This is a genomic window from Cereibacter changlensis JA139 (assembly GCF_003034985.1).
Taxonomy (GTDB): domain Bacteria; phylum Pseudomonadota; class Alphaproteobacteria; order Rhodobacterales; family Rhodobacteraceae; genus Cereibacter; species Cereibacter changlensis.
The window spans coordinates 27,965-42,672 of record NZ_PZKG01000007.1 but is presented as its reverse complement, the minus strand read 5'-3'; the positions used below and the strand labels follow the sequence as shown (position 1 = coordinate 42,672).

The 14,708-nt window shown below is 68.8% G+C and carries 13 protein-coding genes; 11 read left to right on the top strand and 2 right to left on the bottom strand.

Annotated features, from left to right (window positions below):
- Nucleotides 1-24 precede the first annotated feature (24 nt).
- The 6 genes from mreC to C5F48_RS02830 all read left to right on the top strand — a co-directional run bounded on the left by mreC (nucleotide 25) and on the right by C5F48_RS02830 (nucleotide 6,461).
- Nucleotides 25-948, top strand: coding sequence for a rod shape-determining protein MreC (gene mreC, locus C5F48_RS02855; RefSeq protein ID WP_107662397.1), 924 nt, complete (start codon nucleotides 25-27; stop codon nucleotides 946-948).
- Nucleotides 941-1,480, top strand: coding sequence for a rod shape-determining protein MreD (locus C5F48_RS02850; protein ID WP_107662396.1), 540 nt, complete (start codon nucleotides 941-943; stop codon nucleotides 1,478-1,480). The genes mreC and C5F48_RS02850 overlap by 8 nt, the downstream gene beginning before the upstream one ends.
- Nucleotides 1,477-3,420 carry a penicillin-binding protein 2 gene (gene mrdA, locus C5F48_RS02845; protein ID WP_107662395.1) on the top strand — a complete coding sequence of 648 codons (1,944 nt, stop codon included), beginning with the start codon at nucleotides 1,477-1,479 and terminating at the stop codon, nucleotides 3,418-3,420. The genes C5F48_RS02850 and mrdA overlap by 4 nt, the downstream gene beginning before the upstream one ends.
- Before the next feature lie 4 nt (nucleotides 3,421-3,424).
- Nucleotides 3,425-4,564: a rod shape-determining protein RodA gene (rodA, locus tag C5F48_RS02840; protein WP_107662394.1), complete on the top strand. Its 1,140-nt coding sequence runs from the start codon at nucleotides 3,425-3,427 to the stop codon at nucleotides 4,562-4,564.
- On the top strand, nucleotides 4,561-5,490 hold the full coding sequence (locus C5F48_RS02835; protein WP_107662393.1) for an NAD(P)-dependent oxidoreductase: 930 nt from the start codon (nucleotides 4,561-4,563) through the stop codon (nucleotides 5,488-5,490). The genes rodA and C5F48_RS02835 overlap by 4 nt, the downstream gene beginning before the upstream one ends.
- Nucleotides 5,491-5,576: 86 nt before the next feature.
- The gene (locus C5F48_RS02830) at nucleotides 5,577-6,461 is read left to right on the top strand and encodes a DMT family transporter (RefSeq protein WP_107662392.1); all 885 of its coding nucleotides are present in this window, start codon (nucleotides 5,577-5,579) and stop codon (nucleotides 6,459-6,461) included.
- Here the strand turns inward: C5F48_RS02830 and C5F48_RS02825 are convergent.
- Nucleotides 6,458-7,324: a MurR/RpiR family transcriptional regulator gene (locus tag C5F48_RS02825; RefSeq protein ID WP_107662391.1), complete on the bottom strand. Its 867-nt coding sequence runs from the start codon at nucleotides 7,322-7,324 to the stop codon at nucleotides 6,458-6,460. The two genes, C5F48_RS02830 and C5F48_RS02825, sit on opposite strands and share 4 nt — an antisense overlap.
- A gap of 151 nt (nucleotides 7,325-7,475) precedes the next feature.
- Between C5F48_RS02825 and C5F48_RS02820 the strand changes: the two genes are divergently transcribed.
- From C5F48_RS02820 to C5F48_RS02800, 5 genes are all read left to right on the top strand, one after another.
- Nucleotides 7,476-8,282, top strand: coding sequence for an N-formylglutamate amidohydrolase (locus tag C5F48_RS02820; RefSeq protein ID WP_107662390.1), 807 nt, complete (start codon nucleotides 7,476-7,478; stop codon nucleotides 8,280-8,282).
- Nucleotides 8,272-9,651: a glutamine synthetase family protein gene (locus C5F48_RS02815; protein ID WP_107662389.1), complete on the top strand. Its 1,380-nt coding sequence runs from the start codon at nucleotides 8,272-8,274 to the stop codon at nucleotides 9,649-9,651. Before C5F48_RS02820 ends, C5F48_RS02815 begins: the two co-directional genes overlap by 11 nt.
- Before the next feature lie 46 nt (nucleotides 9,652-9,697).
- Nucleotides 9,698-11,083 (top strand): aldehyde dehydrogenase family protein, encoded by a 1,386-nt coding sequence (locus C5F48_RS02810; RefSeq protein ID WP_107662388.1) that lies wholly within the window; start codon nucleotides 9,698-9,700, stop codon nucleotides 11,081-11,083.
- Nucleotides 11,080-12,225 (top strand): iron-containing alcohol dehydrogenase, encoded by a 1,146-nt coding sequence (locus C5F48_RS02805; RefSeq protein WP_107662387.1) that lies wholly within the window; start codon nucleotides 11,080-11,082, stop codon nucleotides 12,223-12,225. Before C5F48_RS02810 ends, C5F48_RS02805 begins: the two co-directional genes overlap by 4 nt.
- 91 nt (nucleotides 12,226-12,316) lie before the next feature.
- Entirely contained in the window at nucleotides 12,317-13,561 is a 1,245-nt protein-coding gene (locus C5F48_RS02800; protein WP_107662386.1) for an NAD(P)/FAD-dependent oxidoreductase, read from the top strand.
- Nucleotides 13,562-13,641: 80 nt separating this feature from the next.
- Here C5F48_RS02800 and C5F48_RS02795 read toward each other — a convergent pair whose 3' ends face one another.
- The gene (locus C5F48_RS02795) at nucleotides 13,642-14,628 is read right to left on the bottom strand and encodes a 2-hydroxyacid dehydrogenase (RefSeq protein WP_107662385.1); all 987 of its coding nucleotides are present in this window, start codon (nucleotides 14,626-14,628) and stop codon (nucleotides 13,642-13,644) included.
- Nucleotides 14,629-14,708 lie beyond the last annotated feature (80 nt).

The following is a 14,708-nucleotide window of genomic DNA, read 5'->3' as shown; positions in this document are numbered from 1 at the left end:
ACCCGCGCCTGACACGAGGCCGCCGTGGCAAGAGACCGGAACGGACCCGAGCAGTTCACCCGCCCGCTGCGCCGCATCCTTGTCGGCGGGCTGGTCCTGCTGTTGCTTGCCGTCTTCCTGCTGTGGCGCATCGACAGCCCGCGGGTGGAGCGGTTCCGCGCCGCGCTGATCGACCGTCTGGTGCCGAGCTTCGACTGGGCGATGACGCCGGTGACTAAGGTCGCCGGGATGATCGACGACTTCCAGTCCTACACCCGGATCTACGAGCAAAATCAGGAGCTGCGGCGCGAGCTGCAGCAGATGAAGGCCTGGAAGGAAGCGGCGCTCCAGCTGGAGCAGAAGAACGCCCGTCTGCTCGACCTCAATCAGGTGCGGCTCGACCCCAAGCTGACCCATGTGACCGGCGTGGTCATCGCCGATTCCGGTTCGCCCTTCCGCCAGTCGGTTCTGCTGAACGTCGGCGCGCGCGACGGGATCCGCGACGGCTGGGCGACGATGGACGGGATCGGCCTCGTCGGGCGGATCTCGGGCGTGGGGCGCAACACGGCGCGGGTGATCCTGCTCACCGACAGCAACAGCCGGATCCCGGTGATCGTGCAGCCCTCGGGGCAGCGGGCGCTCCTGTCGGGCGACAACTCCCCTGCCCCGCCGCTGGAATTCCTCGACAAGCCCGACCTCGTGCGCCCCGGCGACCGGGTGGTGACCTCGGGCGATGGCGGGGTGTTCCCGGCCGATCTGCTGGTGGGACAGGTGGCGCAGGGGCCGGACCGGCGGATGCGGGTGCGGCTGGCGGCCGACTATGGCCGGCTGGAGTTCCTGCGCGTGCTGCGCAGCCACGAGCTGGAACCGATCAGCGACCCGGGCGGCCTCGTCGCCGCGCCGGTGATGCCGCCGCTCCTGCCCGCCGCCGAAGCCGAGCCCGAAACCGCCGAGGCCGCCGATGGCTGACCGGGTGCGCGGGCTGGCCTGGGCCTATCCGATGGCTTTCGTCGGCATCGCCGTGATGCTGCTGATCGCCCGGCTGATGCCGATCAGCGCCGAGGCGGGCAGCTGGCCCGGCCCCGACCTGCTGCTCTGCCTCATCCTGGTCTGGGTGACCCGGCGGCCCGACTATCTGCCCGCCCTGCTGATCGCGCTGGTGGTCTTGGCCGAAGACCTGATCCTGATGCGCCCGCCCGGGCTCTGGGCGGCGCTGGTGCTCGTCGCCTCCGAATTCCTGCGCTCGCGCGGCGCGCTGACCCGCGAGCTGAGCTTCGCCGGTGAATGGCTGCTGGTCGCCGGGGTCATGGTGGCGATGCTGCTGGCCTATCGGCTGATGTTCCTGATCGCCTTCCTGCCGCAGCCCGGCTTCGGTTTCGCGATGATCCAGACAGTCGCCACCATCCTCTGCTATCCTCTGGTGGTCGGCCTGTCCTGGTTCCTGCTGGATCTGCACAAGCCGGCGACGGGCGAGCTTGATTCCTACGGGAGGCGCATGTGAGACGGTCGGCCCGCGACACCGAGGACAGCGCGAAGCGCATCAACCGCCGCGCCCTCCTGCTGGGCGGCGGCTTCGGCGCCATGTTCGCCGTGCTGGGCGCGCGGATGCGCTACCTGCAGGTCGATCAGGCCGACCAGTTCCGCCTCTTGGCCGAGGAGAACCGGATAAACATCCGGCTGATCCCGCCGAACCGCGGCCAGATCTTCGACCGCAACGGCAAGCTGATCGCCGGCAACGAGCAGAACTACCGCGTCGTCATCACCCGCGAGGACGCCGGCGATGTCGACGAGGTGCTGCACCGGCTGGCCGGGGTGATCCCGCTGACACCGGAGGTGATCGAGGCGACGCTGGCCGAAACCAAGCGGCGCAGCCCCTTCATCCCGATCATCGTCGCCGACCGCATGGCCTGGGACGACCTGTCGAAGGTGGCGATCAACGCCCCCTCGCTGCCCGGCGTCACGCCGGAGGTCGGCCTGTCGCGCAGCTATCCGCTGGACACCGATTTCGCCCATGTCGTCGGCTATGTCGGCCCGGTTTCCGAGGCCGATCTCGCCAAGCTGCAGAACCCCGACCCGCTGCTGCAGATCCCGGAGTTCCAGATCGGCAAGATCGGCGTCGAGACCTGGATGGAGGACACGCTGCGCGGCAAGGCCGGCAGCAAGCGCATCGAGGTGAACGCCTTCGGCCGCATGATGCGCGAGCTGGACCGCGTCGAGGGCGAGGCCGGGCAGGACATCCGCCTGACCATCGACGCCGACGTGCAGAACTTCGCCCAGGCCCGGCTCGGCGGCGAGAGCGCCGCCGCCGTGGCGATCGACGTGACCAATGGCGACATCCTCGCCATCTGCTCCTCGCCCTCCTTCGACCCGAACCTCTTCGTGCGCGGCATCTCCTACAAGGATTACTCGATCCTGACCGAGAACGACCACCGCCCGCTGGCCAACAAGGCGGTGCAGGGGGCCTATCCGCCCGGCTCCACCTTCAAGATGGTCACCGCCCTCGCCGCGCTGGAGGCCGGCGTCATCAGCGCCGAAACCTCGGTCTACTGCCCGGGCCATTACGAGATGGGCGGCCGGCGCTTCCACTGCTGGAAGCGCGGCGGCCATGGCAACGTGAACCTGCAGAAGTCGCTCTCGGAAAGCTGCGACGTCTATTACTACGACGTGGCGCAGCGGGTCGGCATCGACAAGATCGCCGAGATGGGCAAGCGGCTCGGGCTCGGCCAACGCCACGACCTGCCGATGTCGGCGATCACCGAAGGGGTGATGCCGAACAAGGCCTGGAAGCAGGAGCGCTACCAGCAGGAATGGCGGATCGGCGACACGATCAACGCCTCGATCGGCCAGGGCTACGTGCTGGCCTCGCCGCTGCAACTGGCGGTGATGACCGCCCGCGTCGCCAGCGGCCGGGCGATTTCGCCCCGGCTGGTGCACAGCATCGGCGACCGGCCGGTGCCCGCCCCCGAGGCCCCGCTGCTGGGGATCGACGGCTCGAAGCTGCGCGCGGTGCGCGACGGCATGAACGCGGTGATGAACTCGCAGCATGGCACCGGCCGCTCGGCCCGGATCGCCGACGAGCAGCTGGCCTTCGCCGGCAAGTCCGGCACCAGCCAGGTGCGCAACATCAGCGCGGCGGAGCGGGCGCGCGGCGTCATCTCCAACGACGACCTGCCCTGGGAGCGGCGCGACCACGCGCTCTTCGTCGGCTATGGCCCCTATGCCGATCCGAAGGTCGCGGTGGCGGTGGTGGTGGAGCATGGCGGCGGCGGATCGTCGGTCGCCGGTCCCATCGTGCGCGACATCCTGCTGCGCTGCCTCACCGGCGGCATGCCGCCGCTCAGCGCCTATCCGTCCGCCCAACGCGGCCGGATGGAGACGCTGCTGAACGGGCTGCAGCTGCGCCACACCGAACCCGAAGTCACGGCCAAGTCGCGGGCATGAGCGCATGAGTTTCCTCGAATACCGGGTGAAGACCGCCCCCACCGGCATGGCCAAGGTGCTGCACCTGAACTGGGCGCTGATCCTGCTGGTCACCGCCACCGCCTCGGTCGGCTGGCTGATGCTCTACTCGGTCGCCGGCGGTAATATCGACACCTGGGCCGAGCCGCAGATGAAGCGTTTCGCCGTCGGGCTTGTGCTGATGCTGGGCGTCGCCTTCGTGCCGATCTGGTTCTGGCGCAACATGTCGGGCGTCGCCTATCTGGTCTCGCTGGTGCTGCTGCTGATCGTGGAGTTCTTCGGCACCGTCGGCATGGGGGCGCAGCGCTGGATCAGCCTCGGCCCGATCGTGCTGCAACCATCCGAGCTCGCCAAGGTCACGCTGGTGATGATGCTGGCCACCTATTACGACTGGCTCGACGTGAAGAAGGTCTCGCGCCCGCTCTGGGTGCTGATCCCGGTGATCATGATCCTGCTGCCCACCTTCCTCGTGGTGATCCAGCCCAACCTCGGCACCTCGCTCCTGATGCTGATGGTCGGCGCGGCGGTGATGTTCATGGCGGGGGTCAGCTACTGGTATTTCCTCGGCGTCGGCGCCATCGGGGTCGGCGCGGTGGCCTCGGTCTTCACCACGCGCGGCACGCCCTGGCAGTTCCTGCACGACTACCAGTATCGCCGGATCGACACCTTCCTCGACCCGACCGCCGATCCCCTGGGCGCGGGCTACAACATCATCCAGGCCAAGATCGCGCTCGGTTCGGGCGGCTGGACCGGCAAGGGCTTCATGCAGGGCACGCAGAGCCGGCTGAACTTCCTGCCCGAAAAGCACACCGACTTCATCTTCACCACGCTGGCCGAGGAGTTCGGCTTCATCGGTGCCTTCTCGCTTCTGGCGCTCTATGCGCTCGTGATCGCCTTCTGCATCGCCTCCGCGCTGCAGAACAAGGACCGCTTCTCCTCGCTGCTGATCCTCGGCATCGCCGCCAATTTCTTCTTCTATCTGGCGGTGAACCTCTCCATGGTGATGGGCATGGCGCCGGTGGTCGGCGTCCCGCTGCCGCTGGTGAGCTACGGCGGCTCCGCGATGCTGGTGCTGATGGTCGCCTTCGGGCTGGTCCAGAGCGCCCATGTCCACAGGTTGCGATGATCCGGATCTATTTTGCCGCCGGCGCCAGGAACTGGCCCGGCTACCGTGACACCCTGCCCGCCGCCCTGCGCGAGGCGGGGATCGAGGCCGAGATTTCCACCGAGGCGCCCGACCCGGCGGCGGTGGATTACATCGTCTTCGCCCCCGGCGGAGACATCGAGGATTTCTCGCCCTTCACCCGTACGAAAGCCGTGCTGAACCTCTGGGCCGGGGTGGAGCGGATCGTCGGCAACCCGACGCTGACCCAGCCGCTCTGCCGCATGGTCGATCCCTCGCTGACCGAAGGCATGGTGGAATGGGTGGTCGGCCATACGCTGCGCCATCATCTCGGGATGGACCGGCACATCCTGAAACGCGACGCGGGCTGGACCCAGATCGTCCCGCCGCTGGCCCGCGAGCGCCCCGTGGCAATGCTGGGCATGGGCGAGCTCGGCGCCGCCTGCGCCCGCGCGCTTGCGGCGCTGAACTTCCCCGTCACCGGCTGGAGCCGCTCACCCAAGACGGTCGAGGGCATTCCTTGCGCGCATGGCGAGGCGGGGCTGGAGGCCGTGCTGCGGCAGGCGCAGATCGTGGTGACGCTGCTGCCGAAGACGCCCGGGACCGAGAACCTGCTCGACGCCCGCCGCCTTGCCTGGCTGCCGCAGGGGGCGGTGATCCTCAACCCCGGGCGCGGCGCGCTGATCGACGACGCGGCGCTGCTGGCCGCGCTCGATGGTCCGCTCGGCCATGCCACGCTCGACGTTTTCCGGGTGGAGCCGCTGCCCGCCGACCATCCCTTCCGCCGCCACCCCAAGGTGACGGTGACCCCGCATATCGCCGCCGACACCCGCCCGGCGAGCGCGGCGCGGGTGGTCGTGGAGAACATCCGCCGCGGCGAGGCGGGGCTGCCGTTCCTGCACCGCGTGGACACACGCCGGGGCTACTGAGCCCCGGTTTCACCGCTTCCGCGTCGGTAACGGAACAGACGAGACCCCGCCTGCCCCGCAGTCTTTTGCCAAAGGCGAGGGATCGGATGCGATACGGAACGGGAGTGGTGCTGGTCGTGCTGGCGGCCTGTCTGTGGTCGTTCATGGGCCTCGCCATCCGCCAGATCGGCGAGGCCGGGACATGGGCGATCCTGTTCTGGCGCTCGGTCGGCATGGTGCCGGTGCTCTTCGCCTTCATCGCCTGGCGCTCCGGCGGCCGCCCCATCGCCCGGCTGCGCCGCGTCGGCCTTGCGGGCTGCGTCGGCGGCGTTGGCCTCGTCCTCGCCTTCGCGGGGGCGATCTACGCCATCCAGGCCACCACCATCGCCAACGCGGTCTTCCTCTTTGCCGCCTCGCCCTTCCTCGCCGCCCTGCTCGGCAGCCTCCTGCTGCGCGAATATGTCCGCTCCGCCACATGGGTCGCCATCGCCGTCGCCGGGGTCGGCATGTTCGTCATGGTGCGCGAGGGGCTGGCGATGGGCGAGATGGCGGGCAATGTCGCGGCGCTGCTCTCGGCGCTCGGCTTCGCCGCCTTCACCCTCACCCTGCGCTGGGGCAAGCTCGAGGACATGATGCCCGCCGTGGTGCTGGGCGGCGTCTTCTCGATGATCGCGGCGGCGCTGGTGCTTGGGGTGCAGGGCGCCTCGCTGATGGTGCCGCTGCGCGACGTCCTGATCTCGATGCTGATGGGCGCGGGGCTGCTCGGCACCGGCATGGTGCTCTACACCCTGGGCAGCCGGGTGATCCCCGCCGCCGAACTCACGCTGCTGTCGATGGTCGAGGTGATGCTCGCCCCGGTCTGGGTGTTCCTGATGCTGGGCGAGACCGCCAGCAGCGGCACCTTCCTCGGCGGCGGCATCCTGATGGCGGCGGTGGCGGGCAACGCGCTGTCTGGGATGCGGCGCAAGCCCTATGCGCCGCCGATCACCTAGCGGTGCCTGCGGAAGAAGCGCGAGCGGTCGTAGAGCTCTTCCAGCCGCTTCATCCGCGCCTCGGTCTGGCCCCAGCTCAGGTCCTGAACCGCCGCCAGCAGCGTCTCGACCAGCACGAGGATCGACACGGTGGAATCCCAGGCCGAGGGCGCCTCGATATGGCAGCTCAGCGTGTGGCGCGCATGGGTCGCGGCGGGCGAGACCCAGCGGTCGGTGATCAGCACCACCTCCGCCCCCTGCTCCACCGCCATCTCGACGACCTGCAGCACCGTGTTCTCGTACCGGCGAATATCGAACACCAGCAGCACATCGCCCGCCTTCATGTCCAGCAGAGCCGGGGGCCAGGTATTGGACATATCGGACATCAGCGTCACATCGGACCGGACCACCTTCATCAGGGTCACGAAATAGTCGGCCATCGCATGGGTGATCCGTCCGCCCAGCGCGAAGACCCGGCGCGAGGGGTCGGCCAAGAGCCGCGCGGTGGCGTCGAACTCGGCATGGTCGATCTGGTGCAGCGTCGCCTGCAGGTTCGCCACCACCGCATCGGCAAAGCGGTTGAGGATATGCGTATCCGGCACGCCCCCCGCCCAGCGCTCGTGCTTGGCCAGCGGCGAGACCAGCATCGCCTCCACCTCGCCCCGCAGCGAGTTCTGGAAATCGGGGTAGCCCTTGAACCCCAGCTTCTGCACCAGCCGCACCACCGTCGGGGTGGAGACCTCCGCCGCCTTGGCCAGCGCGGTGATCGAGCCCAGCGCCGCGACCGGATAATGCCGCAGCACATGGGTCGCCAGCTGCCGCTCGGCCCGCGTCATCTCCGGCAGCGCCGCCCGCATCTGGTCCTCGATCGGGTTGGGGGTCATGGCCGCTCCTGCTCTGCCCTTGCGACAGGCATGCCGCATCGGAATGATTCAGTAAACTTTGTAACAGCGGCGCGACGCAAGAAATATTCTTGACAGAATGCCGCGCGGCGGTGGAGCCTTGCCGCCGACGAAGAAGACTCGGGGAGGCGCCATGACGGCACCGACAGAGGCGGCCGCGACCTATCCGGCGCTGGTGGAGAACGAGACGGCGCAGAGCCGTTTCGTCTTCGTCTGCGACCATGCCTCCAACGCCTTCCCCGCGCCCTGGGGCGATCTGGGGCTGAGCGCCGAGCAGCGGCAGGCGCATATCGCCTGGGACCCGGGCGCGCTGGGGCTGGCGCGCTGTCTGGCGCAGCGGCTCGACGGCCTCCTCATCCATGCTCCGGTCTCGCGGCTGCTCTACGACTGCAACCGCGCGCCCGACATGGCGGGGGCGATGCCCGTCCGTTCCGAGGTGCATGACATTCCCGGCAATGCCGCCCTCACCCCCGCCGAACGAGCGGCACGGACGGCGGCGGTCTATTCCCCGTTCCACGCCACGCTGCACGCCCGGATCGCCCAGCGCATCGCTTTGGGTCTGGCGCCGGTGATCGTCACCATCCATTCCTTCACCCGCATCTACCACGGCCAGCGCCGCACGCTCGACTTCGGCGTGATCCATGACGCCGACGACCGTCTCGCCCGCGCCATCACCGCCGAGGCGCAGGCACGGACCGACCTGCAGACGGCGCTGAACCAGCCCTATTCCGCCGCCGACGACGTGACCCACACGCTCCGCCTGCAGGCCACGCCCTACGACCTGCCCAATGCCATGCTGGAGCTGCGCAACGACCTGATCGCCAGCCCTGCCGCCGAGGCCGCGATGGCCGACACGCTCGCCCCGGTGCTGGCGGCGGCGCTGGCCGCGATCACCGCCCTTCCCGACACGGAACAGAAAGAGGCCCGCCATGCCCGGTAACATGACCTTCGACGCCCTGAAGAAAGCCGTGAAAGCCGGCGAGATCGACACGGTTCTGGTGGCCGGGGTCGACATGCAGGGCCGTCTGATGGGCAAGCGGTTCCATGCCCAGTTCTTCGTCGACAGCGGACATGCCGAAACCCATTGCTGCGACTACCTGCTGGCGGTGGACATGGAGATGACCACCGTCCCCGGCTACAAGAGCTCCAGCTGGGAAAGGGGCTATGGCGACTATGTCATGCGCCCCGACATGGCGACGCTGCGCCCGCTGCCCTGGCTGCCCGGCACGGCGCTGGTGCTCTGCGACCTGCTCGACCACCACCACCACGAGGTGCCGCAATCGCCCCGCGCCATCCTCAAGCGCCAGATCGCCCGGGCCGAGGCGATGGGCTTCCGCGCGATGATGGCGACCGAGCTCGAGTTCTACCTGTTCGAGACCAGCTACAACGCGCTGCGCGACAGCCAGCAGGCACATGGCCAGATCCGCGACCTCAAGGCGATCAGCGCCTATAACGAGGATTACCACATCTTCCAGACCACGAAGGAGGAAGAGGTGATGCGCGCCCTGCGCAACGGGCTCTACGCCGCGGGCATTCCGGTGGAATGCTCCAAGGGCGAGGCCGATGCGGGGCAGGAGGAGATCAACGTCAAGTATTCCGACGCGCTGGACACGGCGGACAACCACGCCATCACCAAGACCGCGGTGAAGGACATCGCCGCGGCGAAGGGGCGTTCGGTCACCTTCATGGCGAAATACGACCACCGCCGCGCCGGCTCCTCCTCGCATGTCCACCAGTCGCTCTGGACGCTGGACGGAAAGCCCGCCTTCCGGGACGCCTCCGACCCGCATGGCATGTCGGCAACGATGAAGCACTTCCTCGCCGGCCAGCTTGCCCATGCCGGGGCGATCACCGCCCTGCTCGCGCCCTATATCAACAGCTACAAGCGCTTCTGCATCGGCATGTTCGCCCCGACCAAGGCGGTCTGGAGCCGCGACAACCGCACCGCGGGCTTCCGCGTCTGCGGCGAGGGCACCTCGGCCATCCGCGTCGAATGCCGGATCGGCGGCGCCGACCTCAACCCCTATCTCGCCATGGCGGGGCTGCTGGCGGCGGGGCTTGACGGGATCGAGCAGAAGATGGAACTGGAGCCCGAGATGAGGGGCGACATGTATTCGGCAGCCGGCGTCCGCGAGATCCCCAAGACCCTGCGCGAGGCGGCGGCCATGCTGCACGGCTCGGCCATGCTGCGCGCGGCGATGGGCGACGATGTCATCGACCACTACCACCACGCCGCCCTCTGGGAGATCCAGGAGCAGGACCGCGTGGTCACCGATTTCGAACTCAGCCGCCTGTTCGAGCGGGCGTGACTGCCGGTCGCGCGCAGAACGGCGAATGCTCAACGAAGGACCAAAGATGAAGCCCATCCAACTGATCTCTCCCGTCGATGGTTCGGTCTATGCCGAACGCCAGCCGCTGAGCCATGACGAGGCGCAGGCCGCCGTCGCCCGCGCCCGCAGCGCGCAGAAGGACTGGGCCGCGCGCCCGCTGGCCGAGCGCATCGCGCTGGTAAAGGCCGGGGTCGAGAAGCTCAACGGCATAAAGGACAAGCTGGTCGAGGAGCTGGCCTGGCAGATGGGCCGCCCGACCCGCTACGGCGGCGAGTTCGGCGGCGTCGGCGACCGGACCAACTACATGTCCGAGATCGCGGAACAGGCGCTGGCCCCGATCGTGGCCGAAGCCTCCGACCGCTTCGAGCGCCGCATCGTCAAGGAGCCGGTCGGCGTCGTCTTCATCGTCGCGCCGTGGAACTACCCCTATCTCACCACGATCAACACCCTCGCCCCGGCGCTGATCGCCGGCAACGCGGTGATCCTAAAACACGCGAGCCAGACCCTGCTGGTGGGCGAGCGTCTGGCCGAGGCCTTCCACGCCGGCGGCGTGCCTGCCGAGCTGTTCCAGAACGTCGTTCTCGACCACGCCACCACCGAAAGCCTGATCGCCGGCCGCGCCTTCAACTTCGTCAACTTCACCGGCTCGGTCGGTGGAGGCGCCGCGATGGAGAAGGCCGCCGCGGGCACCTTCACCGGGCTGGGGCTGGAGCTGGGCGGCAAGGACCCGGGCTATGTCCGCGCCGACGCCGATCTCGACGCAGCGGTGGACAGCCTGATGGACGGGGCGATGTACAATGCCGGGCAATGCTGCTGCGGCATCGAGCGCATCTATGTCCATGAAAGCCTCTACGACGCCTTCGTCGAGAAGTCGGTGGCCTGGGTGAAGGGCCTGACGCTGGGCAACCCCTTCGACGCCGCCACCACCCTCGGCCCGATGGCCAACAAGCGCTTCGCCGCCGTGGTCCGTGCGCAGGTGGCCGAGGCCATCGCCGCCGGCGCCACCCCGCTGATCGACCCGGCGCTGTTCCCGGCCGATGACGGCGGCGCCTATCTCGCGCCGCAGATTCTTGTCGACATCACCCACGACATGCGGGTGATGAAAGAGGAGAGCTTCGGCCCGGTTGTCGGAATCATGAAAGTTTCGGGCGATGACGAGGCGATTTCGCTGATGAACGACAGCCCCTACGGTCTGACCTGTTCGATCTGGACAAGTGACGCCGAAGCCGCCGCCGAGATCGGCGCGCGGATCGAGACCGGCACCGTCTTCATGAACCGCTGCGACTACCTCGATCCGGCGCTGTGCTGGACCGGCTGCAAGGACACCGGGCGCGGCGCCGCGCTGTCGGTGCTAGGCTACAACGCGGTCACGCGACCGAAATCCTACCATCTCAAGAAGGTGACGAAATGACGATCCGGGCGAACTGGTCCTACCCCACCGCCATCAAGTTCGGCGCGGGCCGCATCGCGGAACTGGCCGAGCAGTGCAAGGCCGTGGGCCTCGAGCGGCCGCTGCTGGTCACCGACAAGGCGCTGGCCGCGCTGCCGATCACCCAAGCCGCGCTCGACCAGCTCGATGCGGCGGGGCTTGGCCGGGCGGTGTTCTCCGAGGTCGATCCGAACCCGAACGAGACGAACATGGCCGACGGCATCGCGGCCTACAAGGCGGGCGGGCATGACGGGGTGATCTGTTTCGGCGGCGGCTCGGCGCTCGATCTGGGGAAGATGATCGCGCTGATGCATGACCAGACCGTCTCGGTCTGGGATCTGGAGGATATCGGCGACTGGTGGACCCGCGCCGATGGATCGAAGATCGCCCCGATCATCGCCGTGCCGACCACCGCGGGCACCGGCTCCGAAGTCGGGCGCGCAGGCGTGCTGACCAACAGCCAGACCCACAAGAAGAAGATCATCTTCCACCCCAAGCTGCTGCCCGCCGTCACGATCTGCGACCCGGAGCTGACCGTCGGCATGCCGAAGTTCATCACCGCCGGCACCGGCATGGACGCGCTGGCGCATTGCCTCGAGGCCTACTGCTCGCCCTTCTACCACCCGATGAGCCAAGGCATCGCGCTGGAGGGCATGCGGCTCGTGTTCGAGAACCTGCCGAAGGTCTATGCCGACCCGAACGACCTCGAAGCCCGCGCCCATATGATGAGCGCGGCGGCGATGGGGGCAGTGGCCTTCCAGAAAGGCCTCGGCGCCATCCATTCGCTGAGCCACCCGGTCGGCGCGGTCTACGGCACGCATCACGGCACCACCAATGCCGTGGTGATGCCGATGGTGCTCGATTTCAACCGCGCCGCCATCGAGGACCGGATCGAAAAGGCCGCGGCCTATCTCGGCATCGCAGGCGGCTTCGACGGCTTCCGCGCCCGGGTCATGGAGCTGCGCGCGACGCTCGGCATCCCGGAGACCCTGACGGCGATGGGGGTGGAGGCCGCGCGGCTCGACGAGCTGACCGAGATGGCGCTGGAGGACCCCTCCTGCGGCGGCAACCCGGTTGAAATGACGCGCGAAAACACCCGCGCGCTGTTCGAGGCCTGTCTCTGAGACCAATGGATGGCCCGCGCGAGAGCGCAATCGGTATCCCGCACGCGCGGGCCATCTTGCCGAACCTTCGGGAAGCGGCGACAAGGGGGCCATGAACCAGCACCTCGCTTCAGACACCGTCATCATCGGCGCAGGCGTCGTCGGCCTGACCATCGCGCTGCGCGTGGCCAGCCGCGGCCGCTCGGTCATCCTGATCGACCCGGAGGAGCCCGGCTCGGGCGCCTCCTACGGCAACGCCGGCACCATTGCCGATTACGCCGTGCTGCCGGTCGGCACGCCCTCGGTGCTGAAGGCGCTGCCCTCGCTGCTCTTCGACCGCAACTCGCCGCTGGCCATCCGCCACGCCGCGCTGCCGACGCTGGCGCCCTGGCTGTTGCGCTTCACCCGCCAGTCGCTGCCCGGCGCGGCGAAGCGCAATGCCCAAGCCATCGCCGCGCTGCTCGCCACGTCCAACGCCGACTGGAAGGCGCTGGCCGCCGAGGTTGGCGGCCAGAAGATCATGGCCCAGCGCGGCTGTCTCTATGCCTACGAAACCAAGGCCGCCTTCCGCGCCGCCGCCGCCGACATGGAGTTCCGCCGCAGCCTCGGCGTCACGGTCGAGCTGATCTCGCCCGAGGAGCTGGCGAGGATGGAGCCCGGTCTGCCGCCGGTGGCGGGAGGCGGCGCGTTCTTCCCCAAGGCGGTGTTCCTCGATGATCCGGGCAGGATGGTGGGGCTGATCGCGGCGGCGGCGAAGACCGCCGGGGTGCGGATCGTCAAGGCCCGGGTCGAGAAGCTGGAGCGGCGGGTCGACGGGGTGATCGTCAGCGGCGCCGGGCTGCAGGCGCATGGCCGCCGCGTGGTGATCGCCGCCGGGGCGCACTCCCGCGCCTTGGCCGCGCAGGCCGGCGACCGCATCCCGCTCGACACCGAGCGCGGCTATCACGCCGAATGGGACATGGCCGAGCCGCGGCTGACCCGGCCGACCTGCCCCACCACGCGCGGCTTCTACCTCTGCCCGATGCGCGGCCGGCTGCGGGTCGCGGGCACGGTGGAGCTGGGCGGGCTGACCGCGCCGCCGTCACAGCACCGCATCGACCGGCTGGTAAGCGGCGCGCGGGCGATCTTCCCCGACCTGGCCGAACCCTCGCGCACCTGGATGGGCTTCCGCCCCTCGATGCCGGACAGCCTGCCGGTGATCGGCCCGTCGAAGGCCGGGCCGGAGATCCTGCATGCCTATGGCCACGGCCATATCGGCCTGACCCTCGCCCCGGTCACCGCGCGGATCATCGCCGACCTGATCGACGGCAAGACGCCGGAACTGGCGCTGGGTCCCTATCTGCCGACGCGGTTCTGACGGCCGGCGGCGGAAGGGCTCCGCCCCCGCGCTGCGCGCTCTCCCGGGATATTTGCGCCAAGATGAAGGGCAAGAGCCCGTCAGAGCATGCCGGGCAGCACCTGATCCGGCGGGCGGTGGCCGTCGGCGAAGGTCTTGATGTTGATGATCACCTTCTCGCCCATCTCCACCCGGCCTTCGACCGTGGCCGAACCCATGTGCGGCAGCAGCACCACATTGGGCAACTCGCGCAGGCGCGGGTTGATCTCGTGGCCATGCTCGAAGACGTCGAGCCCGGCCCCGGCGATCTCTCCGGCGCGCAGGCCCCGGGTCAGGGCGTTCTCGTCGATCACCTCGCCCCGCGAGGTGTTCACGATCACCGCGGTCGGCTTCATCAGCTTCAGCCGCCGCGCGTTCATCAGGTGGAAGGTCGAGGGCGTGTGCGGGCAGTTGACCGAGATGATGTCCATCCGCGACACCATCTGGTCGAGGCTCTCCCAATAGGTCGCCTCCAGCTCGGTCTCGATCTCGGGGCGGACGCGCTTGCGGTTGTGGTAGTGGATCTGCATGCCGAAGGCGCGGGCCCGCCGCGCTACCGCCTGGCCGATCCGCCCCATGCCGAGGATGCCGAGCCTCCGGCCGCGCAGCCGCCCGCCCAGATGCGCCATCGGGGCCCAGCCGGCCCAGTTGCCGGCCTGCATCTCGGCCAGCCCCTCGGGGATGCGGCGGGTCACGGCGAGGATCAGCGCCAGCGTCATGTCGGCGGTGTCCTCGGTCACCACGCCGGGGGTGTTGGAGACGAGGATGCCGCGCTGCCGCGCCGTCGCCACGTCGATATGGTCCACCCCGGCGCCGTAATTGGCGATCAGCTTGAGCTTCTCGCCGGCCTGCCCCAGCATCGCCGCGTCGATCTGGTCGGTGACGCAGGGCACCAGCACATCGGCGCGGCTCATCGCCTTGACCAGCTCGTCCCGCGTCATCTTCACGTCGGGGTCGCGCAGCTCGACGTCGAACAGCTCCTTCATCCGGGTCTCGACCACCTCGGGCAGACGTCGCGTCACGACAACACACAGGCGTCCAACGGGCATTGCTATCCTCCCTGCACTTCCAAAACCGGCCTCTTGGTGGCAAGGTGACGCCAAGCGGGGCAAGGCACAAGCCCCGGATG